The organism is Rathayibacter sp. PhB186 (genome assembly GCF_003751825.1).
GTDB classification, from domain to species: domain Bacteria; phylum Actinomycetota; class Actinomycetes; order Actinomycetales; family Microbacteriaceae; genus Rathayibacter; species Rathayibacter festucae.
Window position 1 is genome coordinate 1,533,526 of the sequence record NZ_RJKO01000001.1, and the last position, 24,031, is coordinate 1,557,556.

Sequence of the window (24,031 nt, forward strand, 5' to 3'; positions counted from 1 at the left end):
CCTTCTTAGCCGCCGCGACGAGATCTGATCCTCAGGCCCTCCTCGTCGCGGAGTCCGTCGTCGGCTGAATCAGACCCATCGTCACCACAGACCACCCGCGTGGTTCGATCCGCATCCGGATCCCCGCGAGACGAGAGACAGGCGCGTTCGCGCGCCGGGAGAGCACCCTCATGAAGAACACCCAGAAGCCGTCGTCGCTGCCGATCGGCAAGTACAAGCCGTTCCACGAGCAGATCGTCGTCGAGCTGCCCGACCGCACCTGGCCGGCCAAGCGCATCACCACGGCGCCGCGGTGGTGCGCCGTCGACCTCCGCGACGGCAACCAGGCGCTCATCGATCCGATGAGCCCCGAGCGCAAGCGCATCATGTTCGACCTGCTGGTCCGGATGGGCTACAAGGAGATCGAGGTCGGCTTCCCGAGCGCCAGCCAGACCGACTTCGACTTCGTCCGCAGCCTCATCGAGGAGGACGCGATCCCGGAGGACGTCACCATCCAGGTGCTGACCCAGGCCCGCGACCACCTGATCGAGCGCACCTACGAGTCGATCCGCGGCGCCCGCCAGGCGATCGTCCACCTGTACAACTCGACCAGCGTGCTGCAGCGCGAGGTCGTCTTCCGCAAGGACCGCCAGGGCATCATCGACATCGCCCTCGCCGGCGCTCGCAAGTGCCGTGAGATGGAGGCGTCGGTGCCCGGCACCGCCGTGTACTACGAGTACTCGCCCGAGAGCTACACCGGCACGGAGCTCGACTTCGCCCGCGAGATCTGCGACCGCGTCGTCGAGGTCTTCGAGCCGACCCCGGAGCGCAAGGTCATCCTCAACCTGCCCGCCACCGTCGAGATGGCGACGCCGAACGTCTACGCCGACTCGATCGAGTGGATGTGCCGCAACCTCGCCCAGCGCGAGAACATCATCGTCTCGCTGCACCCGCACAACGACCGCGGCACCGCGGTCGCCGCGGCCGAGCTGGGCTACCTGGCCGGAGCGGACCGCATCGAGGGCTGCCTCTTCGGCAACGGCGAGCGGACCGGCAACGTCGACCTGGTCGCGCTGGGCGTCAACCTGTTCACCCAGGGCATCGACCCGCAGATCGACTTCAGCGACATGGACGGCATCAAGCGCACGGCCGAGTACTGCAACCAGCTGGCCGTGCCTGAGCGCAGCCCCTGGGCCGGCGACCTGGTCTTCACCGCGTTCAGCGGCTCGCACCAGGACGCCATCAAGAAGGGCTTCGAGGCGATGGAGGCCGAGGCGGAGCGCACCGGCGTCAGCCGCGACGAGCTGACCTGGGCGGTGCCCTACCTGCCGGTGGACCCGAAGGACCTCGGCCGCTCCTACGAGGCGGTCATCCGCGTCAACTCGCAGTCCGGCAAGGGCGGCGTCGCGTACCTGCTGAAGACCGACCACGCGCTGGACCTGCCGCGACGCCTGCAGATCGAGTTCTCCGCGGTCGTGCAGGCCAAGACCGACGCCGAGGGCGGCGAGGTCACCAGCGAGCAGATCTGGACGATCTTCCAGGACGAGTACCTGCCCGCGCCCGCGCACCGCGCCGAGGACAAGTGGGGCCGCTTCGAGCTGGCCCGCACGAGCACCTCGAGCGACCTGGGCGGCTCGATCGCCCTCGACGCCGTGCTGCGCGTCGGCGACGAGACGGTCACCGCGAGCGCGACCGGCAACGGCCCGATCAACGCCTTCGAGGCGGTGCTGGCGCAGCACGGCGTCGAGGTCCGCGTCTTCGACTACGTCGAGCACGCTCTCAGCGCCGGCGGCGACGCGCTGGCCGCCTCCTACGTCGAGTGCTCGGTGAACGGCCGCACCCTCTGGGGCGTGGGCGTCGACGCCGACATCTCGACCGCCTCCCTGAAGGCGATCGTCTCGGCCGTCAACCGCGCCCTCCGCGAGGAGGCCCCGGACCGCGAGCTGGCGACGGCCTCGGCCTGACGCTCGCGCTGGGCGACCGCTGCGGTCGCTGCCGAGGCGGCGCGGCATCTTCCATGCCGGCGAGCAGCCCGCGGAGGTGCCCCCTCATGCTGGTCGATTAGCCCGCGTAGCGGGCGTATCGAGACCCTCGTCCACGCGGTGGTGGGTCTCGATACGCCGCGTTCCGCGGTTACTCGACCAGCATGTTCTGCGCTGCTGTGGTCGCCGCAGATGCGGCGCTGCCACTTCCTTGCTGGTCGAGTAGCCCGCGGAGCGGGCGCATCGAGACCCGCGTTCATGCGGTGGTGGGTCTCGATACGCCGCGTCCCGCGGCTACTCGACCAGCATGCTCTGCGGTGCTGCGGTCGCCGCTGGGGCGGCGCTGTCCTTTTTTGCTGGTCGAGTAGCTCGCGGAGCGGGCGTATCGAGACCCCCGTCCATGCGGTGGTGGGTCTCGATACGCCGCGTTCCGCGGCTACTCGACCAGCATGGTGCGGCGCCGTGCCGTCTCAGGCGCGGCCCTGGAGGATGAGGTTCCAGTAGACCCAGGGGAGCAGGTAGCGGTCAGCGAGGAAGGTGAGGCGGCGCTCCTTCGCGAGGCCCTTCCAGAAGGGGATGGTCGGCTTCGGGCGGTAGCGGTCGTCGAACTCGGCGAAGACGACGGTCGAGCGCGAGACGACGAACGGGCAGACGGAGTAGCCGTTGTAGACCTGGGGGAGCGGCTTCCCCTTGCGGGCGGCGACGAGGTTCTTCGCCAGGGTCTTCGTCTGCTGCCGGAGCGCGCCGCCCGACTTCGAGTTGGTGGTCGCCGCGGCGTCGCCGAGCGCCCAGACCTCGGGGTGGCGGGGGTGGCGCAGCGTCAGCGGGTCGACCTCGACGAAGCCGCCCGTGCTCCCCTCCGCCACGAGTCCGGTGCCCGCGAGCCAGTCCGGTGCGGACTGCGGCGGGACCGCGTGCAGCACGTCGTAGGAGAGCGTCTCCCGCTGCTCGGTGCCGACGTGCCCGGCGTCGTGGTCGACACCCAGTTGCGCGCGGCGGCCGTCGTCGCCCGCGATGACGACCGTCCGCTTCTCGGCGTCCACCTCGACCAGCTCGCGGCTGTAGCGCACGTCGATCCCGTACTCCGCCACCTTGCGCTCGAGCTCCGCGTCGATCAGCGGCATGCCGAACATCGTGGGTGTCGGCACGACCAGCACGACGTGGACGTCCGCGAGCACGCCGATCTCGCGCCAGTAGTCGCAGGCGAGGTACATCGGCTTCTGCGAGGCGCCCGAGCAGGTGCCCGGGCCGCTGGGCTGCGTGAAGACGACCGTTCCGGAGCGGACCCCGCGGAGGACACTCGAGGCTTTCCGCGCGTACTCGAACTCGTAGTTCGAGACGCCGACCGGCGACGCCATCGCCTCCGTCAGCCCGGGCACCGCGGACCAGTCCTTCTGGATGCCGGGGCAGACGACGAGGTCGCCGTAGCCGACCCGCCGACCGGAGGCGAGCACGACCGTCTTCGCGACGGGATCGATCGCCTCGACACGGTCCCGGATCCAGGTGACTCCCTTCGGCGTCACCGAGCCCTGCGGCCGGGTCGCCTTCGAGGCGGGAGCGGTGCCGCCGGCGACGTGGGAGAACATCGGCTGGTAGAGGTGCGTCTCGCGCGGCTCGATCACCGCGACGTCCGCCACCCCGTAGCGGCGGAGGCGCCCCGCGACCGAGAGTCCCGCGTTCCCCCCGCCGATGATCAGCACGTCGTGTCGGTCGGTCGTGGTGCCCGCAGCGGTCATGCCGCCACCCTAGGTCGGACCCCCGACACGGGCGCGGGCTTCCGCGAGCCGTCCGGACGTGCATCCCCGCCGTCAGCCGCGCTTCCGCCAGCCCAGACGCGGCACCCGGCTCAGCGCCCGCTGCTCCGGCAGGCTCCAGCCGTAGCGCACCGCCAGCAGCCGGATGACGGCCGTGACCAGCACCGCGATCGGCGCCGCGTAGTCGATCACCATCCCGAACCGCAGCGCGACCACCAGCACCACCGTGCCGCCGGTCGCGGCGATCGCGTAGAGCGAGCCCACGTGCATCAGCGCGATCGGCCGGTTGAGCAGGATGTCCCGGATCACCGAGCCGCCGACGGCCGAGACGGTGCCGACGAACACGGCGGGCACCTCCGGCACGCCGAGCGAGAGCGCCTTCGTCGTGCCGATGGCGCCGAAGAGCCCGATCGTCAGGGCGTCGAGCGCCGTGATCGTGCCGTCGACCCGGTTGAGCACGTGCTGCAGCAGCATGCCGAAGAGCGAGGCCGTCACCGCGACGAGCAGGTAGGCGTTGGTGTGCAGCGCCACGAGCGGGGTCTGCAGCAGCAGATCGCGCAGCACGCCGCCGCCGAGCCCCGTCGCCGTGCCGATGATCGTGACGCCCAGCAGGTCGATCCGGCGGTCGCGGAACTCGCCGGCGAACATCGCGCCCTGCAGGCAGCCGATCGCGATGGCGAGGAGGTCGGCCCAGGCGGGGATCTCGAAGAGGGAGGCGGCCACCGAGCCATCGTTCCACGGGCGGGAGCAGGCGGGTGCCGGTCCACCGCGGGGTTGTCAGGGGTGGGGAGGATAATCGAGCGCATGCCCACCTACCGTGACGAAGCCGTCGTGCTGCGCACCCACAAGCTGGGCGAGGCCGACCGCATCGTGACGCTGCTCTCGCGCAGCCACGGCAAGATCCGTGCGGTCGCGAAGGGCGTGCGCAAGACCGGCTCCAAGTTCGGCTCGAGGCTCGAGCCGTTCATGGTCGCCGACCTGCAGCTCTACGAGAGCCGGAGCCTCGACATCGTCACGCAGGCCGAGTCCCTCGGCGCGTACGGCGCGATCATCGCGGCCGACTACGACAGCTACACCGCGGCGAGCGCGATGGTCGAGACGGCCGACCGCCTCACCGACGCCGACGCCTCGCTGCAGCAGTACCTCCTGCTCGTCGGCGCCCTGCGCTCGCTCTCGAAGCATGAGCACGAGCCGGTGCTCACGCTCGACTCCTACCTGCTGCGCGCGCTCTCGATCGCCGGCTGGGCGCCGAGCTTCGAGGACTGCGCGCGCTGCGGCACCCCCGGCCCGCACGGCGCGGTGGTCGTCCAGCTCGGCGGGGTCGTCTGCGAGGACTGCACGCCCCCCGGCGCCCCGCGCGTCGCCCCGGAGGTGGTCGTCCTCCTCGGCGCCTTGCTCACGGGAGACTGGGAGCACGCCGAGACGACGGAGCCCTCGACCCGCTCCCGAGCGAGCGGCGTGGTCGCCGCCTACACCCAGTGGCACCTCGAGCGCGGACTGAGATCTCTGGAGCACGTCACCCGATGAAGCCGTTCACCCACAGGGACGCCGTCCCGTTCCGCCCCCTCGACTGGACCGGCGTGCACCCGCCGGAGCTGCCGCGCAAGGCGGTGCCCGAGCACGTCGCGATCGTGATGGACGGCAACGGCCGCTGGGCCAACTCCCGCGGGCTGACCCGGGTGGAGGGGCACAAGCGCGGCGAGGCGTCGCTGCTCGACGTGGTCGCGGGAGCGATCCAGATCGGCGTCAAGCACCTCAGCGTCTACGCCTTCTCGACCGAGAACTGGAAGCGCTCGCCCGACGAGGTGCGCTTCCTGATGGGCTTCAACCGCGACGTGCTGCACCGCCGCCGCGACCAGCTCAACGAGTGGGGCGTCCGCGTGCGCTGGGCCGGCCGGAAGCCGCGGCTCTGGGCGTCGGTCATCAACGAGCTGCAGTACGCCGAGAAGCTGACCGAGGGCAACGACGTCCTCACGCTCACCATGTGCGTCAACTACGGCGGCCGCACCGAGATCGCCGACGCGGTGCAGCGGATCGCCGCCGAGGTCGCCGCGGGCCGGCTGAAGCCGTCCGGCATCACCGAGAAGACGATCGGCAAGGCGCTCTACCTGCCCGACATGCCGGACGTCGACCTCTTCGTGCGCTCCTCCGGCGAGCAGCGCACCAGCAACTTCCTGCTCTGGCAGAGCGCCTACGCCGAGATGGTCTTCCTCGACCGGCTCTGGCCGGACTTCACCCGCGAGGATCTCTGGGGCGCGATCGAGCACTACGCCGGCCGCACCCGCCGCTTCGGCGGCGCCGTGGACGTGCCGGGCGCGTCCGCCTGACGCGCCCGGCACGATCGGCGGCTCAGCCGTCGGTCCCGCACCGGGTCGGGTCGTCCGGAAGGGTGCCCTCGACGAGGAAGGCGTTCGCGATGGCGGTCGCGCACGACGAGTCCCGGTACAGGGCGCCGTGACCGTCCGCGTCCACCTCGACGAGCGTGCTGTTCGTCACCTCGGTCTCGTGCAGCCGCACGGCGTCCGCGTGCGGCGTCGCCGGATCGTGCAGGTTGGAGGCGATGAGGATCCTGTTCCCGCTCGTGTAGGAGAGTGCCGGATCCAGGCGCTCGTACTCGCCCCACCGGTCGCAGTCCCGGACAGGGTCGTCCGCCTGCTCGAGGACGCCGAGCGGCCCCGTGCTCGTCGGACCCTCACCCGCGACCGGAGCGGCACTCGCTCCGGGGACCGCGGGGACGGCGCAGTAGACGGCGTACTCGAGTGCTCGGTCGACAGCCGAGTCGTCGGTGCTCGCGACGACGTCCAGCGCGTCCGCGTCGCCCGCCACCACCCCGCGGAGGACGGCGACCGTCTCTCCCCACGAGGACCGCGGCTCGTACAGGCTGGTCAGCAGGAAGGACGCGAGTTCGCGGCCGCCCACCTCGGCGGGCGCGCCGTCGGGGCCGGTCGCCGTCCGGGGCTCCGCCGTCAGCGTCTGCAGGAGGGCCGTGAGCTGCTCGGCCGCCGTCGTCGCATCGCCGGTGAAGGGGCATTCGCCGATGCCACCCGAGGTGCAGGCGGCGAGGAGGCGCGTGAGGCTCGCCTCGAAGCCCTCGAGATCGCTCGCCCTGTTCAGCGAGGCGGTGTCCGCGACGCCGTCGAGGATCATCCGGCCGACGGTGTCCGGGAAGAGGGTCGCGTAGACGCTGCCGATGTAGGTGCCGTAGGAGGCGCCGTAGTAGTCGAGCTCCGGCTGCTGCAGCGCCTGCCGCAGCAGCTCGTGGTCCATCGCCACGTCCGTGCTGGACGCGTGGACGGCGAAGCGGCTGGTGCTCGAGCACGCCTCCACCGCACCCGCGTCGTCGGCGGTCATCGCCTCGACGTCGCAGGCGAGAGCCGTCTCGGGGCTGACGCCTCGCGGCTCGATGCCGACCACGTCGTACTTCTCGAAGACGGGAGCGGTCTCCGGCACGGTCGCCAGGCCGAGGGCCATGTTCCGCGCGGAGACGCCCGGTCCGCCCGGGTTGACCATCAGCACCTCGTCGTGCGGTCCGCCCATCGAGACCCTGATCAGGTCGAGGTCCACCGACTCGGAGGTGTCGGGGCGGCTCCAGTCGACGGGCGCTGCGATGCTGCCGCAGGTTACGTCCACTCCGTCGAGCCCCGTCACGGCCTCGCTCGGGCAGTCGAACCAGGAGGGCTCCCCGTGCTGGGTGAACCACGAGGTCACCTGCGCCCGGGGCCCGCTCGTCGAGTCGACCACCGTGCCGGCGGTGCCGGCGGTGCAGCCGGACAGCATCAGCGCCAGGAGGCACCCCGCGCCGATCATCGGATTCTTCTTCATCGTGTCCATCCCTCGTGAATCGCTCGTCACCGCTCATGTCGCCGCGACGCGGTCGTCGGCTCGTGATCCGCACGGCGTCGACTCGTCTCGCGATCGGCGGCGGATCCGGACGTCGCCGCGGCCGCGACGAGGCGGCGTCGCGGGTGAGTGGTCAGCGTAGGGAGCGGGGGCCGCAGAGACCGGGCCGGCGTGCAGTGGACGCTGTTCGGAGATGATCGCGGCGCGGTTGGCCTACTCTTCTCCGTCCGCCTGCCCGCGAGACACCTCGGCTGGTGGGGGGAGTCGGCGTGACGGGCGGGCCCGGTGGCGCCGCTGGCTACCATCGGAGCATGACGATCGGGACCAGCACACTCCGCGTCGGGCTCGTCGGCTACGGACTCGCCGGCCGGATCTTCCACGCACCGTTCCTCGAGGCGCACCCGGACGTCGCGCTGGTCGCGATCTCGACCAGCGATCCGGAGCGGGCGGCGGCGGCGGCGGCCGCGCATCCCGGCGCACGGATCGTCGTCGGCCTCGACGCGGTGCTCGCCGAGCGACCCGACCTGGTGGTCCTCGCGACGCCGCCCTCCGTGCACCGCGAGCAGGCCGAGCAGGTGCTCGCCGCCGGCGTCGCGGTCGTGATCGACAAGCCTTTCGCGCCGAGCACGGCCGACGTCGACGCGATCCTCGCCGCGTCGCAGGCGGGCGGGGCGCCGGTGTTCGTCTTCCAGAACCGCCGCTGGGACGCCGACTTCCTGACGTTGCGCCGGCTCCTCGCGGAGGGAGCGCTCGGCGACGTGATCCGCTTCGAGTCGACGTTCGAGCGCTGGAGCGCTCCGAAGACCGGGCGCTGGCAGACGGCGATCGGTCCTGCGCAGGGCGGCGGCATCCTCTTCGACCTCGGCAGCCACCTCGTCGACCAGGCCCTGGTGCTCTTCGGTCCGGCCGTCGTCACCGCGGCGGAGACCCGCGTCGTGCACGCGGGCGGTGCGAGCGAGGACGACGCCTTCGTCTCGCTGCTCCACGAATCCGGAGTGCGCTCGCACCTGACGATGAGCCGGGTCGCCCGCGCCTCCGCCCCGCGCTTCCGGGTGCTCGGGACGCGGGCCGCGTTCTCGGTCGACGGCCTCGACCCGCAGGAGGGCGCGCTGCGCGGCGGCGGCGCCACTCCGCTGGACGAGGACTTCGGCGTCGTTCCGCAGGGCGCGGAGGGGATGCTGGCCGACGAGCGCGGCACGACGGCCGTGCCGAGCGAGCGCGGGAACTACGCCGCCTTCCTCGCGGGAGTCGCCCGCGCCCTGCTCGACGGCGCTCCATCACCCGTCGACGTGCAGGACGCTCGAGCAGTGGTCGCGCTGATCGAGCAGGCCCACGCCCTCGCCGCGCGGTGACGCACGACGCGCCCGGTACTGCCGCGAGGTTGGCGATCCGGGCGTCGAGGGGGATCCTCGGAGGGTGAGCACCGCATCCCCGGCCCCCGCCGACCTCCGAGCGCTCTTCCCCGGCGCCCGCGGGTACCACAACGCCTGCACGCTGGGCCTGCCGCCTCGCGCGACCGCCGAGGCCCTGCGCGCGGACCTCGACGAGTGGTCGGCCGGCTGCGGTACCGCCGCGGGCTACGGAGCGGTCGCCGAGCGCGCCCGAGCCTCCTTCGCGCAGATCGCCGGAGTGCCGGTCGACCGGGTCGCGATCGGCTCGCAGACCTCGGCGATGGCCGCCGTGCTCGCCGCATCGCTCTCGGACGGAGCGCACGTCCTCTGCGTCGACGGCGACTTCTCCTCGATCGTCTTCCCCTTCCTCGCCCAGGCCCACCGCGGCGTCGTGGTGCGCTCGGTGCCTCTGGAGGCGCTCGCCGACTCGGTCGAGGACGCCGACGACCTCGTCGTCTTCTCGGCCGTGCAGTCCAGCAGCGGAGCGCTCGCCGACCTCGACGCGGTCGTCGAGGCGGCCGCCCGCCACGGCGTGCGCACGGCCTGCGATCTGACCCAGGCGGCGGGCGTGCTGCCGGTGGACGCCTCCCGCTTCGACGCGACCCTCACCCACGCCTACAAGTGGCTCTGCTCGCCGCGCGGCGTCGCCTTCCTCACCGTCTCGCCCGAGTACGCGGCCGAGCTGCTGCCGGTGCAGGCCGGCTGGTACTCGGGGGAGGACGTCTGGTCCTCCTGCTACGGGCCCGCGATGCACCTCGCCGAGAACGCCCGCCGATTCGACGTCTCGCCCGCCTGGCAGGCGTTCGTCGGGGCGGAGGCGTCGCTCGAGCTGTTCCGCTCCCTCGACCTCGCCGCGGTCTGGGCGCGCGCCACCGGGCTGGGCGACCAGCTCTGCGAGCGCCTCGACCGCGCGCCGCAGCACCGCGCGATCGTCTCCTGGCCGGACGAGGACGGCGCCGATCTGGCGCGCCTGCAGGCCGCGGGGCTGCGCGTCTCGGGCCGCGGCGGGCGCCTCCGCGTCGCCTTCCACCTCTGGAACGACGAGTCCGACGTCGACGAGCTCGTCCGGGTGCTGCGGGAATAGCTCCCGGTGGCAGCGGTTGTCCTCGGAGTGAGCGAAGCGCAGACCCCCATCACCGTCGACATCTGGTCCGACATCGCCTGCCCCTGGTGCTACATCGGCAAGCGCAAGTTCGAGCGCGGGCTGGCGGCGTTCCGCGCCGCGCACCCCGACGCGCCGGAGGTCGCGGTCGAGTACCGCAGCTTCGAGCTGTCGCCGGAGACGCCGGAGGACTACCGCGGCGGCACGGCCGAGTTCCTCGCCCAGCACAAGGGCGTCCCGCTGGAGCAGGCGCAGCAGATGCTCGACTCCGTCACCGCGATCGCGGCGGGAGTCGACCTCGACTACCACTTCGAGTCGGTCGTGCACGTGAAGACCGTCCGGGCGCACCAGGCGCTGCACCACGCGAAGGCGAACGGGCTGCAGCTCGAGCTGAAGGAGCGACTGCTCCGCGCCTACTTCGTCGAGGGGCGCGACCTCGCGGACTCCGACGTCCTGGCCGCCCTCTCCGCCGAGGTCGGGCTCGACGCCGACGAGGCTCTACGCGCGCTGGACGAGCAGCGGCACCTCGCCGACGTGCAGTCCGACATCGCGCAGGCCCGCGAGTACGGGATCAACGGGGTGCCGTTCTTCGTGCTCGACGGCCGCTTCGGGGTCTCCGGAGCGCAGGAGCCGACAGCGTTCACCGAGGTGCTCGAGCACGTGCTGTCGCAGCGGGCGGTCGTCGCGTGAGCGATCGAGTGCCGAGCGGGCCGTTCGAGATGCTCGGCGCCGCGGACGTGCCCGTCTGCGAGGACGGTGTCTGCTCGGTGCCGGCTCCCGGCGCTCCCGCTGTCAGCGAGCAGGCTCCTCGATCGTGATGTCGGCGACCGTCGCGCCGTAGGCGGCGATCAGCGCGTCGGCCTCCACGAAAGCGCTCCGGCCGCTCGTGCCGGCGCCCATCGCGATCCTGCGGCCGACGATCCGCTCGTCCGCGACGACCGGCCAGGCGGTGGTCGAGCCGATCGGCGTGATCGTGCCGCGGCGGTAGCCCGTCGCCTCCAGCGCCACCGACTCGTCGGGCAGGCGGAGCTTGTTCACGCCGACCACCGCGCGCAGCAGCGGCCAGGAGATCTGCCGGCCGCCGGGCACCAGCGCGAAGAGGAAGCCGCCGTCGTGGCGCTTGACCACCAGTGACTTCACGATCGAGCCGGGCTCGATGCCCAGCAGCTCGGCCGCCTCGGCCAGGCTGCCGGCCTCCGGGCGGTCGACGATCTCGACGTCGAGTCCGCGCTCGCGCGCATCCGCCTCGAACCGCGCCGGGCCGTCCTCCGCGGTGCGGTCCTCCGCGGTGCGGTCCTCCGCGGTGCGGTCCTCCGCGGTGCCGTCCTCCACAGTGCCGTCCTCCACGGTGCCGTCCTCCACAGTGCCGTTCCCGTCCATCCGTCCCCACCTCTCCGCTCGTTCGCCTTCCCCAACACAGGATCTGGGAGAATCGATACCGATGTCCTCCACTCTCATGGCCGCACCGCCCGCGCGCACCGCGCCGGCGCTCCGGATCGGCCCCCTCGAACTCGACGCCCCCGTCGTCCTCGCGCCCATGGCCGGGATCACCAACACTGCGTTCCGCCGGCTCTGCCGCGAGTTCGGCAACGGGCTCTACGTCAGCGAGATGATCACCTCCCGCGCGCTCGTCGAGCGCACCCCGGAGTCGATGCGCCTCATCCGCCACCACCCCAGCGAGAAGGTCCGCTCGATCCAGCTCTACGGGGTCGACCCGAAGACGGTCGCCGAGGCCGTCACCATGCTCGTCGCCGAGGACCGCGCCGACCACATCGACCTCAACTTCGGCTGCCCCGTCGCGAAGGTCACCCGCAAGGGCGGGGGAGCGGCCCTGCCGTGGAAGCTCCCGCTGTTCCGTCAGATCGTCGAGGGCGCGGTGCGGGCCGCGGGTGACATCCCGCTGACGGTCAAGATGCGCAAGGGCATCGACTCCGACCACCTCACCTACCTCGAGGCCGGCCGGGCCGCGGAGGGCGCGGGAGTCGCGTCGATCGCGCTGCACGCCCGCACCGCCTCCGAGTTCTACAGCGGCCAGGCCGACTGGTCGGCGATCACGACCCTCAAGCAGGCGATCACGAGCGTCCCGGTGCTCGGCAACGGCGACATCTGGTCGGCCGAGGACGCGCTGCGGATGATGAGCGAGACCGGCTGCGACGGCGTCGTCGTCGGGCGCGGCTGCCTCGGCCGCCCGTGGCTTTTCGGCGACCTCGCCGCCGCCTTCGCGGACTCGGACGAGCGCTTCACCCCGACCCTCGGCCAGGTCGCCACGGCCTTCCGCCGGCACGCCCAGCTGATCTGCGAGTTCTTCGAGAGCGAGGAGCGCGGCTGCCGCGACATCCGCAAGCACGTCGCCTGGTACTTCAAGGGCTACCCCGTCGGCGGCGACCTGCGCGCGAAGATGGCCTCCGTGGTCACCCTCGCCGAGCTCGACGAGCTGCTCGCCACCCTCGACCCCGACGTGCCGTACCCGGGCGAGGCGGCCGAGGGCCAGCGAGGCCGCGGCGGCTCGCCGAAGACGCCGTCGCTGCCCGACCGCTGGCTCGAGTCCCGCGAGCTGAACGCCGACCAGCGCGACGCCGTCTCGGCCGCCGAGATCCACCACAGCGGTGGATGACCGCGCGCTCTGGGGGTACTCGCTCGTCGACGTCGAGCGGTTCCTGCCGGAGGACCACAGCACCCGCCGCTCCGACTTCGCCCGCGATCGCGCCCGGCTCTTCCACTCCAGCTCGCTCCGCCGCCTCGCGGCGAAGACGCAGGTGCTCAGCCCGACCGCCGGCGTCGACTTCGCCCGCAACCGGCTGACCCACTCGCTCGAGGTCGCCCAGATCGGCCGCGAGCTCGCCACGAGCCTCGACCTCGACCCCGACGTCGTCGACACCGCCTGCCTCGCGCACGACATCGGCCACCCGCCCTTCGGCCACAACGGCGAGCGCGCCCTCAACACCTGGGCCGAGTCGATCGGCGGCTTCGAGGGCAACGCGCAGACCTTCCGGCTGCTGACCCGGCTCGAGGCGAAGGTGTTCGGCGAGGACGACCGCCCGTACGGCCTGAACCTCACCCGCTCGAGCCTCGACGCCAGCTGCAAGTACCCGTGGCCCGACACCCGCTCCGTCGCCGATCCGTCCGGCCGCGCCAAGTACGGCTTCTACGCCGACGACGAGCCCGCCTTCACCTGGATGCGCGAGGGCGCCCCCGAGGGAGTCCGCTGCATCGAGGCCGAGGTGATGGACCTCTCCGACGACATCGCCTACTCGGTGCACGACTTCGAGGACGCCGTGTTCTCCGGCTACATCGACGTCGCCGCGCTCGGGTCCCGCGTGGACCACGACGACCTCGTCGAGTCGATGCACTCCTGGGTCGGCGGCGAGATCGGCCACGACGAGCTCGTCGCCGCGTTCGACCGCCTCGACTCGCTCGACGTCTGGGTCGACTCCTGGGACGGCTCCCGCCGCGACCAGGCCCGGCTGAAGAACCTCACCAGCCAGCTCATCGGCCGCTTCGCCGCCTCCGCCACCGAGGCCACCCGGGACGCCTACTCCCACCCCGACCTCGTCCGCTTCGGCGGCCACGTCGTCGTCCCCCGCGAGCAGCAGGCCGAGATCGCCGTGCTCAAGGGCATCGTCGCCACCTTCGTGATGTCGCGGAACACCCGCCAGCCGATCTACGCCCAGCAGCGCGAGGTCCTCACCCGACTCGCCGACACCCTCCTCGAACGCGGCGCCGGCGCCCTCGACGCCGGCTTCGCCGAGGACTGGAACGCCGCCGGCACCGACGACGCCCGCCGCCGCGTCGTCGTCGACCAGGTCGCCAACCTCACCGACCAGAGCGCCCTCAGCTGGTTCGAGAGGCTGTGCCACTGAGCTCGCCGGGCGCAGCCCGGCTCGCTCGGACGCCGGTCCCCGCCCGGCGTCCGCGCGGTCGGCTCCTCGGGGTGGTCCGTTCCGCAGAGCGGGTCGCGGACGCCTAGCGCGATTCGCTGGCACGCGAATCGCGCCTCCGGCTGCACCCTGCGGCGTGCCCGCCGGAAGGCTGAGCTTTCCGGCATCCATGCTGGTCGAGTAGGGCGCGGAGCGCCCGTATCGAGACCGACGTGTCCGGTCCGGTGGGAGGCCCATGCTGATCGAGTAGCCCGCGCAGCGGGCGTATCGAGATCGACCAGCGTCAGCAGGACGAGTCTGCAGGCCCGCTCTGCTGATGACGGTGGGTCTCGATACGCCGCGTTCTGGGGCTGCTCGACCAGCATGTGCGCGGGAGGCGGGTGCGCCGTTCGGCGCTCCTCCTTGCTGGTTCTGGGGCTGCTCGACCAGCATGTGCGTGCGCCGGTCGGCGCTCCTTCTTACTGGTTCCGCGGCTGCTCGACCAGCGTGCGGGGCGGGCGGAAACGGCGCACTCGGCCGGGGGGCGGGTGGCGGCGGATACGATGGGAGGCATGCCTCGGATTCGACAGACGGATGTCGAGGAGGTCAAGGCCAGGGTCAACATCGCGGACGTGGTCGGCGAGTACGTCACCCTGAAGTCGGCGGGCGTCGGCTCGCTCAAGGGGCTCTGCCCGTTCCACGACGAGCGCAGCCCGAGCTTCCACGTGCGACCCCAGGCCGGCTTCTACCACTGCTTCGGCTGCCAGGAGTCGGGCGACGTCTACAGCTTCGTCATGAAGATGGACCACACCTCGTTCAGCGAGACGGTCGAGCGGCTCGCCGGCCGCATCGGCTTCCCGCTGCAGTACGAGGAGGGCGGCGGCCAGGCCCCCGAGACCGGCGGACGCGCCCGGCTCATCGCCGCGAACAACGCCGCCGAGGAGTTCTTCCGCGAGCAGCTCGCCACCCCCGGCGCCGACGTCGGCCGCCGCTTCCTCGGCGAGCGCGGCTTCGACCGCGCGGCGGCCGACCGCTTCGGCGTCGGCTTCGCCCCCGACGGCTGGGACGGCCTGACCACCGCGCTCAAGCGCCGCGGCTTCTCCGAGGAGGAGCTCACCACGGCGGGCCTCGTCAGCAGCAGCAACCGCGGCGGCGTCTACGACCGCTTCCGCGGCCGCCTCGTCTGGCCGATCCGCGACGTCACCGGGCAGACCGTCGGCTTCGGCGCCCGCCGCCTGCTCGAGGAGGACAAGGGCCCGAAGTACCTGAACACCCCCGAGTCGCCCGTCTACCACAAGTCGCAGGTCCTCTACGGGCTCGACCTGGCCAAGCGCGACATCTCCCGCGGCCACCGGGTCGTCGTCGTCGAGGGCTACACCGACGTGATGGCCTGCCACCTCGCCGGCGTCACGACCGCGGTCGCCACCTGCGGCACCTCCTTCGGCGTCGACCACATCAAGGTCCTGCGCCGCGTGCTCGGCGACGACAGCGGGGTCGGCGAGGTCGTCTTCACCTTCGACCCGGACGCCGCCGGCCAGAAGGCGGCGATGCGCGCCTTCCAGGAGGAGCACCGCTTCGCCGCGCAGACCTTCGTCGCCGTCGCGCCCGAGGGCCTCGACCCGTGCGACCTGCGGCTCAACCGCGGCGACGACGCCGTCCGCCGCCTCATCGACGACAAGAAGCCGATGTTCGAGTTCGTCATCCGGCAGCTGCTGTCCCGCTACGACCTCGACACGGTCGAGGGCCGGATCGCCGCCCTCCGCGCCGCCGCCCCGGTCGTCGCCGAGATCCGCGACCCGGCGCTGCGCCCCGGCTACTCCCGCGAGCTGGCCCGGATGCTCGGCCTGGACATGTCCGAGGTCAACTCCGCCGTCCGCTCCGCCGGCTCGCGCGCGCGCAACGCCCCGGGCGGCCGGGACGAGCGCCCGCAGGAGGACGCCCCCGAGGCGCCCGCCGGCGCCCGGATCGCCGACCTCCCCGTCGACGTCGTCACGCGGATCGAGCGCGAGGCGCTGATGGCCATGCTCCAGCTGCCCCAGGTGATGGGGGAGTCGCTGCTCGCCCGGGCCGCGCACGCCGCCGTCACGAACGAGACCCTCCGCGTCGTCCGCGACGCCGTGGTCGCCAACCTCGAGCGCGCGCAGGACCGCGACTGGGTCGAGCACGTGGCGGCCGACGTGCCCGGGCCGTTCGCCTCGCTCGTGCACCAGCTCGCCGTGGCGCCCATCCCGGCGGCCGACGAGGCCGGCCTCGCCCGCTACTCGAAGGACGTCGCCATCTCGCTGATCGAGCGCGACCTCCTGCGCGAGATCGCCGAGCTGCGCGGCGCCCTGCAGCGCGCCTCGACCGACCCCGTGCTCTCCCGCGCCGTGCAGGTCCGCCTGGTCGAGCTGGAGCGCGAGAAGCGGGCCCTGCGCACCGAATGAGGGCGCCGCGGGTGCCCCGTGCCCTCGATGAGGGACGTGTTGCAGTCGTGTGAAGAAAGCGCTCGACGGCCCGCGCCGGTTCGGAGAGCGCTTCCGCATGTGTTACCACTGAGGAACAGCAATGCGGGCGCTCAGCGTCGTGGCCCCCGTGCGCCCAGAGAACACCGTGCGCCTGAAGGACAGTGCGCCGGATCGACACCGCTCCGCACGGACCCCGTGCGAGACGGACTCTGCGCCGCGGGACCGCGTTCCACGCCGAGGTCCGCATCCGATTTCTGACAGGAAGAGGCAGACGGAGATGACATCCGGATTCACTCGCGGTTCGCGGGCACTCGGCACGGCAGCAGGCTTCGCCGCGGTCGCGCTCGTGCTGGCGGGCTGCTCCGCCGGCGGCGGGGACTCGACCGGCGGCGCGGCCGGCGGCACGCTCACCATCGGCACCACCGACAAGATCACCACGCTCGACCCCGCCGGTTCGTACGACAACGGCTCCTTCGCCGTGATGAACCAGGTGTTCCCGTTCCTGATGAACACCCCCTACGGCAGCCCGGACGTCGAGCCCGACATCGCCGAGTCGGCCGAGTTCACGACGCCGACCGAGTACACGGTCACGCTCAAGGACGGCCTGAAGTGGGCCAACGGCCACGACCTGACCTCCTCGGACGTCAAGTTCTCCTTCGACCGCCAGGTCGCCATCGCGGCCGAGAACGGCCCGTCGTCGCTCCTCGCGAACCTCGACAGCGTCGCGGCGCCGGACGACACCACCGTCGTCTTCACGCTGAAGTCGGAGAACGACCAGACCTTCCCGCAGATCCTCTCGAGCCCCGCGGGCCCGATCGTGGACGAGGAGGTCTTCTCGGCCGACGAGCTGACCGCCGACGCGGACATCGTCTCGGGCGACGCCTTCGCCGGGCAGTACACGATCGCCAACTACGACGTGAACAACCTCATCCAGTACAAGGCGTACGACGACTACCAGGGCGTGCTCGGCGCGGCGAAGACCGGCACCGTCAACGTCAAGTACTACGCGGACAGCTCGAACCTCAAGCTGGACATCCAGGAGGGCAACATCGACGTCGCGTACCGGAGCCTCTCCGCGACCGACGTCGAGGACCTCCGCGGGAACGACGCGGTCAAGGTCGTCGACGGTCCCGGCGGCGAGATCCGCTACATCGTCTTCAACTTCGACACGCAGCCGTTCGGCGCGACGACCGCCGAGGCCGACGCGGCCAAGGCGCTCGCCGTCCGCCAGGCCGCGGCCGATCTGATCGACCGCCAGGAGATCGCCGACCAGGTCTACAAGGGCACCTACACCCCGCTGTACTCCTACGTCCCCCAGGGCCTCACCGGTGCGACCGAGTCCCTCAAGGGCCTCTACGGCGACGGCCAGGGCGGTGTCGACGCCGACAAGGCGGCCGCCACGCTCCAGGCCGCGGGCGTCACCACCCCGGTCACCCTCAACCTGCAGTACTCGAACGACCACTACGGTCCGTCCTCGGGCGACGAGTACGCGCTGATCAAGGACCAGCTCGAGTCGACCGGCCTGTTCACCGTGAACCTGCAGACGACCGAGTGGGTCCAGTACTCCAAGGACCGCTCGAGCGACGTCTACCCGGCGTACCAGCTCGGCTGGTTCCCGGACTACTCCGACGCCGACAACTACCTGTCGCCGTTCTTCATCAAGGAGAACTTCCTCGCGAACCACTTCGACGACGCCGACGTGCAGAGCCTGATCGCCGAGCAGGTCTCCACCACCGACGCCGATGCGCGCACCGCGCTGATCGAGGAGATCCAGGACAAGGTCGCGGCGCAGCTGTCGACCCTGCCCTACCTCCAGGGCTCGCAGGTCGCGATCGTCGGCAGCACCGTGAGCGGAGCCGAGGACACCCTCGACGCCTCGTTCAAGTTCCGCTACGCGGCGCTCAGCAAGGGCTGATCCACCCCTCCGGCCGGCGCCTCCCCACCCGGGGGGCGCCGGCCGTTCTCCACGAAAGGCATCACGTGACGACAGCCACGACGGCTGCGGCGACGGCGCCCACCCGGCGACCGCGCGGCTCCGGAGGAGGACTCGGGCGCTATCTGCTCGTCCGCTTCCTGCTCATCATCCCGACCGTCTTCATCCTCGTGACGATGGTGTTCCTGCTCATGCGCTCGACGGGCGACCCGATCACCGCGGCGCTGGGCGGTCGGCTCACCGCCGACCAGCTGGCCGAGCGCGTCGCCGCCGCCGGCTACGACCGCCCGCTGATCGTGCAGTACCTCGAGTACCTCGGCAACCTGCTGCGCGGCGACTTCGGCACCACCCTGAGCGACAACCGCCCGGTCACCGAGGTGCTGGTCACCTACGGCGCCGCGACCGTCGAGCTCGCCTTCTACGCCCTGATCGTGGCGTTCCTCGTCGGCATCCCGCTCGGGATGCTCGCCGCCTACCACCGCGACCGCACGCCCGACGCGGTCCTGCGCATCTTCGCGATCCTCTGCTACGCGACCCCCGTCTTCTTCGCGGGGCTGCTGCTCAAGCTCGTCTTCTCGGTCTGGCTCAAGTGGTTCCCGGTCGCCGGTCGCGCGACCACGAACACCGAGCTCTCGCTGCAGTTCCTCGAGAACAAGACCGGCATCTACCTGATCGACGCGATCCAGACCGGCGACCCCGCCGCCGTCGCCGACGTGCTCTCGCACGCGGTCCTGCCGGCGATCGCGCTCGGCCTGCTCACCGCCGGCATCTTCCTCCGCCTCGTGCGCACCAACGTGATCGGCACCCTCGGCACCGACTACGTCGACGCCGCCCGCTCGCGCGGAGTGAGCGAGTTCCGCCTGGTCCGCACGCACGCCTACCGTCCGGCGCTCATCCCGATCATCACCGTCATCGGCCTGCAGATCGCCCTGCTGCTGGGCGGCGCGGTGCTCACCGAGACGACCTTCGAGTGGAAGGGCCTCGGCTTCCAGCTGGCCGAGTACCTCCAGGCGCGCGACTTCGTCGCCGTGCAGGGCATCGTCGCCCTGCTGGCCGTGATCGTGGCGCTGACCAACTTCATCGTCGACGTCATCGCGGCGCTCATCGACCCGCGAGTGAGGTACTGACCCATGAGCACCACCACACCGGCGCGCCCGCGCCGCCGCCTCGTCGACCGGCTGCCGGTCGTCCACCAGCTCCGGCAGAGCGTGGGCCTGCAGCGCGGGATGCTCGTCACCGGTCTCGTGATCACCGGCGCGTTCCTCCTCGTCGCGGCCCTCGCCCCGCTGATCGCCCCCTACGGCTACTCGCAGCTGCGCACCGGCACCGAGTCGTTCGGCGCGCAGCAGCCGCCGAGTGCCGAGCACCTGCTCGGCACCACCGTCGGCGGCTACGACGTGCTCTCGCGCGTGATCTGGGGCGCCCAGACGGCGTTCCTCGTCATCGTGGTCGCCGTCGTGCTGTCGATCTTCCTCGGCGTCTTCCTCGGTCTCGTCTCGGGCTACCTCGGCGGCTGGCTCGACCGCGTGCTCGTCGTGATCTGCGACGCGATCTACGCCTTCCCGACCCTGCTGCTCGCGATCGTGATGTCGATCGTGATCTCCGGCGGGCAGTCGAACCTCTGGTCGGGCATCTTCGCCGCCGCGGTCTCGATCACGGTCGTCTACATCCCGCAGTACTTCCGGGTGATCCGCGCCGAGACGGTCCGGATCAAGGGCGACGCCTTCGTCGAGTCGGCGAAGGTCATCGGGGCGTCGACCCCGCGGATCATGTTCAAGCACGTGCTGCGCAACGCCACCCGCACCCTGCCGCTGATCTTCACGCTCAACTCGTCCGAGGCGATCCTCACCCTCGCGGGCCTGGGCTTCCTCGGCTTCGGCATCGAGCCGACCTCTGCCGCCGAGTGGGGCTACGACCTCAACAAGGCGCTGTCCGACGTGACCAGCGGCATCTGGTGGACCTCGGTCTTCCCGGGCCTGGCCATCGTCCTCGTCGTGCTCGGCATCACGCTGGTCGGCGAGAGCCTCAACGACCTCGCCGACCCGCGCCTGCGCGGCCGGCGCGCAGTGGCCGCCGGTTCCGGCGACGTCGCCGCGACGTCCGTCGTCCCGGGCGGCGCGCTCCCCGCGGACGGCCTGGAGACGCCGGGACACGATCCCGTCGCCGGAGTGGAGAAGACCCGATGAGCGTCCAGCGTCCCGCCGACAGCCGTCCCGCCGACGCGGGCTCCCGCCCGATCGTCGACATCCAGGACCTCGAGGTCGCCTTCGCGAGCGATCGCGGCGCCGTTCGCGCGGTGGCCGGCGTCAGCCTCCGCGTCGAGCGCGGCGAGGTGCTCGCCATCGTCGGCGAGTCCGGCAGCGGCAAGACCGTGACCGCCAAGACCATCCTCGGGCTGCTGCCCGAGACGGCGACGGCGTCCGGCGTCATCCTGCTCTCGAAGAAGGACGGCAGCTCGTCGACCGACGTCGTCTCGGTGCCGAAGTCGCGCCTGCGCGAACTCCGCGGCACCGATGTCGCGATGGTCTTCCAGGAGCCCGGCACCGCCCTCAACCCGGTCTTCACCGTCGGCTGGCAGATCGCGGAGGGGCTGCGCGCGCACGCCTCCGTCTCGCGCAAGGACGCGCGGAAGCGCGCCATCGACGTCCTGCGCACGGTCGGCATCCCCGAGCCGGAGAAGCGGGTCGACTACTACCCGCACCAGTTCTCCGGCGGCCAGAAGCAGCGCGTCGTCATCGCGATGGCGCTCGTGCTCGACCCGGGGCTGATCGTCGCCGACGAGCCGACCACGGCCCTCGACGTGACGGTGCAGGCCGAGATCCTCGACCTGCTCCGCCGCTGCCGCGACGACTTCGGCACCTCGATCGTCCTGATCACCCACAACATGGGCGTCGTCGCCGACCTCGCCGATCGCGTCGCGGTGATGTACCAGGGCGAGCTGGTCGAGGAGGCGCCGGTCGCCGAGCTTTTCGCTGCACCGAAAGCCGAGTACACCCGCAAGCTCCTCGCCGCCGTGCCGCACGTGGGCCAGGGCGTCGCCCGGGCGAAGGAGCGCGCCATCGAGCGCGCCGGCGCCCCGGAGGCGGAGACGCTCGTCCTCGCCGAGGATCTGCGGATCCAGTACCCGGGCCGCCTCGGCCGCCCCGGCTTCGTCGCCGTCGACGGCGTCTCCTTCCGCATCCGCGCGGGCGAGGTGCTCGGTCTGGTCGGCGAGAGCGGCTCGGGCAAGACGACCATCGGGCGCGCGATCGCCGGACTCACCACCGTCACCGGCGGCTCGCTGCGGGTGCTCGGCAAGGAGATGCGCGGCATCCGCGAGCGCGCCTTCCGCCCCGTCCGCGGCGACATCGGCTTCGTCTTCCAGGACCCGGCGTCGAGCTTCAACCCGCTGCTGACGATCGCCGAGTGCGTCGCCGAGCCGCTGATCGTGCACGGCCGCGCCCGCGACGCCGGTGCCGCCCGGAAGCGGGTCGACGAGCTGCTCGAGGCGGTGCAGCTGCCGCGCTCCTACGGCGACCGCTACCCGCACGAGCTCTCCGGCGGTCAGCGCCAGCGCGCGAGCCTCGCGCGCTCGCTCGCCCTCGAGCCGAAGCTGCTGATCGCCGACGAGCCGACCTCGGCGCTCGACGTCTCGGTGCAGGCGCGCGTGCTCGAGCTGTTCGCGGAGCTGCAGCGCGAGTTCGGCTTCGCCTCGCTCTTCATCAGTCACGACCTCGCCGTCGTCGACCTGCTCGCCGACCGGATCGCCGTGCTCTACCGCGGCGAGCTGGTCGAGGAGGGCACGGGCGAGGAGGTGCTGTCCGCGCCGAAGCACCCGTACACGCAGCGGCTGCTGGCCTCGCTGCCGGTGCCGGACCCGGGGGAGCAGGCCGAGCGCCGCGAGCTCCTGCGCAGCATCGTCGAGGCGGAGCGGAAGGCGTGAGCCGAGCCGCCGCCGCCTCGGCGCCCATCGTCGTCGACGACCTGAGCGTCGAGTACCCGCCGCGCGGCATCAGCGGGCGCTGGACCGCGTTGCGCGGGGTCAGCCTGCGGGTCGAGCCGGGTGAGGTGCTCGGGATCCTCGGCGGCAGCGGCTCCGGCAAGTCGACGCTGGCGCGCGTCCTCGGCGGCGAGGGTCTCGACGGCCCGGCCGGCGCCGGGGCGCGGACGCGGCCGGTGATCATCGGCGGCGAGGCCACCGTCTCCGGCCACCGCCTCCGCGGGATGCCCGCCCGCGAGGTCAAGCGCTTCACCTTCGACGTCGCGCACTTGGCGCAGGACGCCGGAGCGGTGCTGCGCCCGGAGCTGACCGTCTCCGAGCTGATCGCCGAGCCGATCTTCCTCCGCGACAGGCACTACGACCCGAAGAGCGCCGCAGTCCGGGTGGCGACGCTGCTCGACTCCGTGCACCTGCCGCTGTTCCTGCTCGACCGCTTCCCCTACGAGCTCTCCAGCGGTCAGCGGCAGCGCGTCGCGATCGCCCGCGCGCTCGTGCTCGGCCCGAAGGTGCTGATCGCTGACGAGCCGACCTCCGGCATCGACGCGACCGTCCGCGAGTCGATCGTGGACCTGCTGACGGATCTGCGCCGGCAGGAGGGCTTCGCCGCGGTCGTCGTGAGCCACGACATCGACGTCCTCAGCCGGGCCACCGACCGGATCGCCGTGCTGGTCGAGGGCGAGGTGGTCGCCTACGGCCCGCTGCTCGAGGTGCTCAACGAGTCGCGGCACCCCTACGTCCGCGAGCTCGGCGCCGCCTTCGCGGAGTTCGAGCGCTTCGACGCCACCCGCGCGGCGCGCACGGCACCCGCGGAGGAGGCGGGATGACCGCGCCGCGCGTCGCCGTCCTGCCCCGGCCGAAGCAGATCTTCACCGACGCGATCGAGGCCGGCGGCGGTACCGTCGTCGGCGTCGAGGACGCGGAGGCGCTGCTCTGGCTCTCCTACGGCCGCACCGACGAGCTCGCGGCGGTCCTCGCGGAGCACCCGGGCCTCCGCTGGGTGCAGCTGCCCTGGGCGGGCGTCGACGTGTTCGCGCCCGTGCTGCGCAGCACCGCGCATCGAGGGCTGCGCTGGACGAGCGCGAAGGGCGCCTACGCCGAGCCGGTCGCCGAGCACGCTCTCGCGCTGACCCTCGCGCTGCTGCGCTCGCTGCCCGAGCGCGCGCGTGCCGACTCCTGGGGGGCGAAGCGCGCCAGGACCCTGCACCGCGCGCGAGTCGTCGTCGTCGGCGCGGGCGGCATCGCCGTGGAGCTGCTGCGGCTGCTCAGCGTCTTCGACGCCCACGTCACCGTGGTGCGCCGGACCGACGCCGCCCTGCCCGGAGCCGACCGCACGGTCCCCGCGGAGCAGCTGCCCGACGTGGTCGCCGACGCGGACGTGCTCGTGCTCGCGGCCGCCGCGACCGACGGCACGGCCCGGCTGGTCGACGCCGAGCTGCTGCGGCGGCTGCCGGCCGAGGCCGTGCTGGTCAACGTCGCCCGGGGGAGTCTCGTCGACACGGACGCTCTCGTAACCGCCCTCGCGGAGGGACGGCTCGCCGGAGCCGCTCTCGACGTCACCGACCCGGAGCCGCTGCCCGACGGGCACCCGCTGTGGAGCGAGCCGCGCTGCCTGATCACCCCGCACTCCGCGGACACCCCGGAGATGACGACGCCGCTGCTCGCCGAGCGGGTCCGCGCCAACGTCGCCGCCTTCGCCGCGGGTCGCGAACTGCTCGGCGTCGTCGACCCGGTGCTCGGCTACTGATCCAGGATTTGGAGTTCGCGCAG

19 protein-coding genes and 1 pseudogene are annotated in these 24,031 nt (G+C 72.1%); 16 read left to right on the plus strand and 4 right to left on the minus strand.

What is annotated here, in order from left to right:
- Positions 1–170 precede the first annotated feature (170 nt).
- Positions 171–1,943, plus strand: a complete 1,773-nt coding sequence (gene leuA / locus EDF45_RS07160) for a 2-isopropylmalate synthase (RefSeq protein WP_123735455.1) — start codon at positions 171–173, stop codon at positions 1,941–1,943.
- A 488-nt stretch (positions 1,944–2,431) separates the two neighbouring features.
- Here leuA and EDF45_RS07165 read toward each other — a convergent pair whose 3' ends face one another.
- Positions 2,432–3,697, minus strand: a complete 1,266-nt coding sequence (locus tag EDF45_RS07165; protein ID WP_123735456.1) for an NAD(P)/FAD-dependent oxidoreductase — start codon at positions 3,695–3,697, stop codon at positions 2,432–2,434.
- Between the two features lie 72 nt (positions 3,698–3,769).
- Positions 3,770–4,438: a trimeric intracellular cation channel family protein gene (locus tag EDF45_RS07170; RefSeq protein WP_243581765.1), complete on the minus strand. Its 669-nt coding sequence runs from the start codon at positions 4,436–4,438 to the stop codon at positions 3,770–3,772.
- Positions 4,439–4,519: 81 nt separating this feature from the next.
- Here EDF45_RS07170 and recO point away from each other — a divergent pair, with 81 nt between their 5' ends.
- Together recO and EDF45_RS07180 are read left to right on the plus strand one after the other, a co-directional pair.
- A complete protein-coding gene (gene recO / locus EDF45_RS07175) occupies positions 4,520–5,242 on the plus strand; it encodes a DNA repair protein RecO (protein ID WP_123735457.1) in 723 nt (240 codons plus the stop codon).
- Positions 5,239–6,042, plus strand: coding sequence for an isoprenyl transferase (locus tag EDF45_RS07180; RefSeq protein WP_123732113.1), 804 nt, complete (start codon positions 5,239–5,241; stop codon positions 6,040–6,042). Before recO ends, EDF45_RS07180 begins: the two co-directional genes overlap by 4 nt.
- Before the next feature lie 22 nt (positions 6,043–6,064).
- On the opposite strand, the gene EDF45_RS07185 is transcribed toward EDF45_RS07180, so the two are convergent.
- Positions 6,065–7,537, minus strand: a complete 1,473-nt coding sequence (locus tag EDF45_RS07185; RefSeq protein WP_165909219.1) for an alpha/beta fold hydrolase — start codon at positions 7,535–7,537, stop codon at positions 6,065–6,067.
- Positions 7,538–7,866: 329 nt separating this feature from the next.
- Between EDF45_RS07185 and EDF45_RS07190 the strand changes: the two genes are divergently transcribed.
- The 3 genes from EDF45_RS07190 to EDF45_RS07200 all read left to right on the plus strand — a co-directional run bounded on the left by EDF45_RS07190 (position 7,867) and on the right by EDF45_RS07200 (position 10,738).
- On the plus strand, positions 7,867–8,907 hold the full coding sequence (locus EDF45_RS07190) for a Gfo/Idh/MocA family oxidoreductase (protein ID WP_123735459.1): 1,041 nt from the start codon (positions 7,867–7,869) through the stop codon (positions 8,905–8,907).
- Between the two features lie 64 nt (positions 8,908–8,971).
- Complete coding sequence (locus EDF45_RS07195) at positions 8,972–10,030, plus strand: aminotransferase class V-fold PLP-dependent enzyme (RefSeq protein ID WP_123735460.1); 1,059 nt, start codon at positions 8,972–8,974, stop codon at positions 10,028–10,030.
- Positions 10,031–10,036: 6 nt separating this feature from the next.
- A complete protein-coding gene (locus EDF45_RS07200; RefSeq protein ID WP_260312360.1) occupies positions 10,037–10,738 on the plus strand; it encodes a DsbA family protein in 702 nt (233 codons plus the stop codon).
- 102 nt (positions 10,739–10,840) lie between these two features.
- Here EDF45_RS07200 and EDF45_RS07205 read toward each other — a convergent pair whose 3' ends face one another.
- Positions 10,841–11,260, minus strand: coding sequence for an aminoacyl-tRNA deacylase (locus EDF45_RS07205; RefSeq protein WP_243581848.1), 420 nt, complete (start codon positions 11,258–11,260; stop codon positions 10,841–10,843).
- Positions 11,261–11,287: 27 nt separating this feature from the next.
- On the opposite strand from EDF45_RS07205, the pseudogene EDF45_RS21950 reads away from it, so the two are divergent.
- The 10 genes and pseudogenes from EDF45_RS21950 to EDF45_RS07250 form a co-directional block, all read left to right on the plus strand.
- Positions 11,288–11,359 (plus strand): annotated as a pseudogene (locus tag EDF45_RS21950) (hypothetical protein); the annotation flags it as partial.
- 130 nt (positions 11,360–11,489) lie between these two features.
- Positions 11,490–12,662, plus strand: coding sequence for a tRNA dihydrouridine synthase DusB (dusB, locus tag EDF45_RS07210; RefSeq protein ID WP_185020109.1), 1,173 nt, complete (start codon positions 11,490–11,492; stop codon positions 12,660–12,662).
- Complete coding sequence (locus EDF45_RS07215) at positions 12,655–13,908, plus strand: deoxyguanosinetriphosphate triphosphohydrolase (RefSeq protein WP_123735464.1); 1,254 nt, start codon at positions 12,655–12,657, stop codon at positions 13,906–13,908. The genes dusB and EDF45_RS07215 overlap by 8 nt, the downstream gene beginning before the upstream one ends.
- 569 nt (positions 13,909–14,477) lie before the next feature.
- Positions 14,478–16,331 (plus strand): DNA primase, encoded by a 1,854-nt coding sequence (gene dnaG, locus EDF45_RS07220; RefSeq protein WP_123735465.1) that lies wholly within the window; start codon positions 14,478–14,480, stop codon positions 16,329–16,331.
- 298 nt (positions 16,332–16,629) lie between these two features.
- The gene (locus tag EDF45_RS07225; protein ID WP_123735466.1) at positions 16,630–18,267 is read left to right on the plus strand and encodes an ABC transporter substrate-binding protein; all 1,638 of its coding nucleotides are present in this window, start codon (positions 16,630–16,632) and stop codon (positions 18,265–18,267) included.
- A 65-nt stretch (positions 18,268–18,332) separates the two neighbouring features.
- On the plus strand, positions 18,333–19,412 hold the full coding sequence (locus tag EDF45_RS07230; RefSeq protein WP_123735467.1) for an ABC transporter permease: 1,080 nt from the start codon (positions 18,333–18,335) through the stop codon (positions 19,410–19,412).
- Between the two features lie 3 nt (positions 19,413–19,415).
- Complete coding sequence (locus tag EDF45_RS07235; RefSeq protein WP_123732121.1) at positions 19,416–20,471, plus strand: ABC transporter permease; 1,056 nt, start codon at positions 19,416–19,418, stop codon at positions 20,469–20,471.
- Positions 20,468–22,207, plus strand: coding sequence for an ABC transporter ATP-binding protein (locus tag EDF45_RS07240; RefSeq protein WP_123735468.1), 1,740 nt, complete (start codon positions 20,468–20,470; stop codon positions 22,205–22,207). The genes EDF45_RS07235 and EDF45_RS07240 overlap by 4 nt, the downstream gene beginning before the upstream one ends.
- Positions 22,204–23,088: an ATP-binding cassette domain-containing protein gene (locus EDF45_RS07245; protein ID WP_260311907.1), complete on the plus strand. Its 885-nt coding sequence runs from the start codon at positions 22,204–22,206 to the stop codon at positions 23,086–23,088. The genes EDF45_RS07240 and EDF45_RS07245 overlap by 4 nt, the downstream gene beginning before the upstream one ends.
- Positions 23,085–24,008, plus strand: coding sequence for a D-isomer specific 2-hydroxyacid dehydrogenase family protein (locus EDF45_RS07250; RefSeq protein ID WP_123735469.1), 924 nt, complete (start codon positions 23,085–23,087; stop codon positions 24,006–24,008). Before EDF45_RS07245 ends, EDF45_RS07250 begins: the two co-directional genes overlap by 4 nt.
- The last annotated feature ends 23 nt before the right edge of the window (positions 24,009–24,031 follow it).

Bases quoted from the DNA above. Each gene is read 5' to 3' on its own strand.
- leuA (WP_123735455.1), top strand. From the start codon at position 171: ATGAAGAACACCCAGAAGCCGTCGTCGCTGCCGATCGGCAAGTACAAG.
- EDF45_RS07165 (WP_123735456.1), bottom strand. From the start codon at position 3,697: ATGACCGCTGCGGGCACCACGACCGACCGACACGACGTGCTGATCATC.
- recO (WP_123735457.1), top strand. From the start codon at position 4,520: ATGCCCACCTACCGTGACGAAGCCGTCGTGCTGCGCACCCACAAGCTG.
- EDF45_RS07180 (WP_123732113.1), top strand. From the start codon at position 5,239: ATGAAGCCGTTCACCCACAGGGACGCCGTCCCGTTCCGCCCCCTCGAC.
- EDF45_RS07185 (WP_165909219.1), bottom strand. From the start codon at position 7,537: ATGAAGAAGAATCCGATGATCGGCGCGGGGTGCCTCCTGGCGCTGATG.
- EDF45_RS07190 (WP_123735459.1), top strand. From the start codon at position 7,867: ATGACGATCGGGACCAGCACACTCCGCGTCGGGCTCGTCGGCTACGGA.
- dusB (WP_185020109.1), top strand. From the start codon at position 11,490: ATGTCCTCCACTCTCATGGCCGCACCGCCCGCGCGCACCGCGCCGGCG.
- dnaG (WP_123735465.1), top strand. From the start codon at position 14,478: ATGCCTCGGATTCGACAGACGGATGTCGAGGAGGTCAAGGCCAGGGTC.
- EDF45_RS07225 (WP_123735466.1), top strand. From the start codon at position 16,630: ATGACATCCGGATTCACTCGCGGTTCGCGGGCACTCGGCACGGCAGCA.
- EDF45_RS07235 (WP_123732121.1), top strand. From the start codon at position 19,416: ATGAGCACCACCACACCGGCGCGCCCGCGCCGCCGCCTCGTCGACCGG.
- EDF45_RS07240 (WP_123735468.1), top strand. From the start codon at position 20,468: ATGAGCGTCCAGCGTCCCGCCGACAGCCGTCCCGCCGACGCGGGCTCC.
- EDF45_RS07250 (WP_123735469.1), top strand. From the start codon at position 23,085: ATGACCGCGCCGCGCGTCGCCGTCCTGCCCCGGCCGAAGCAGATCTTC.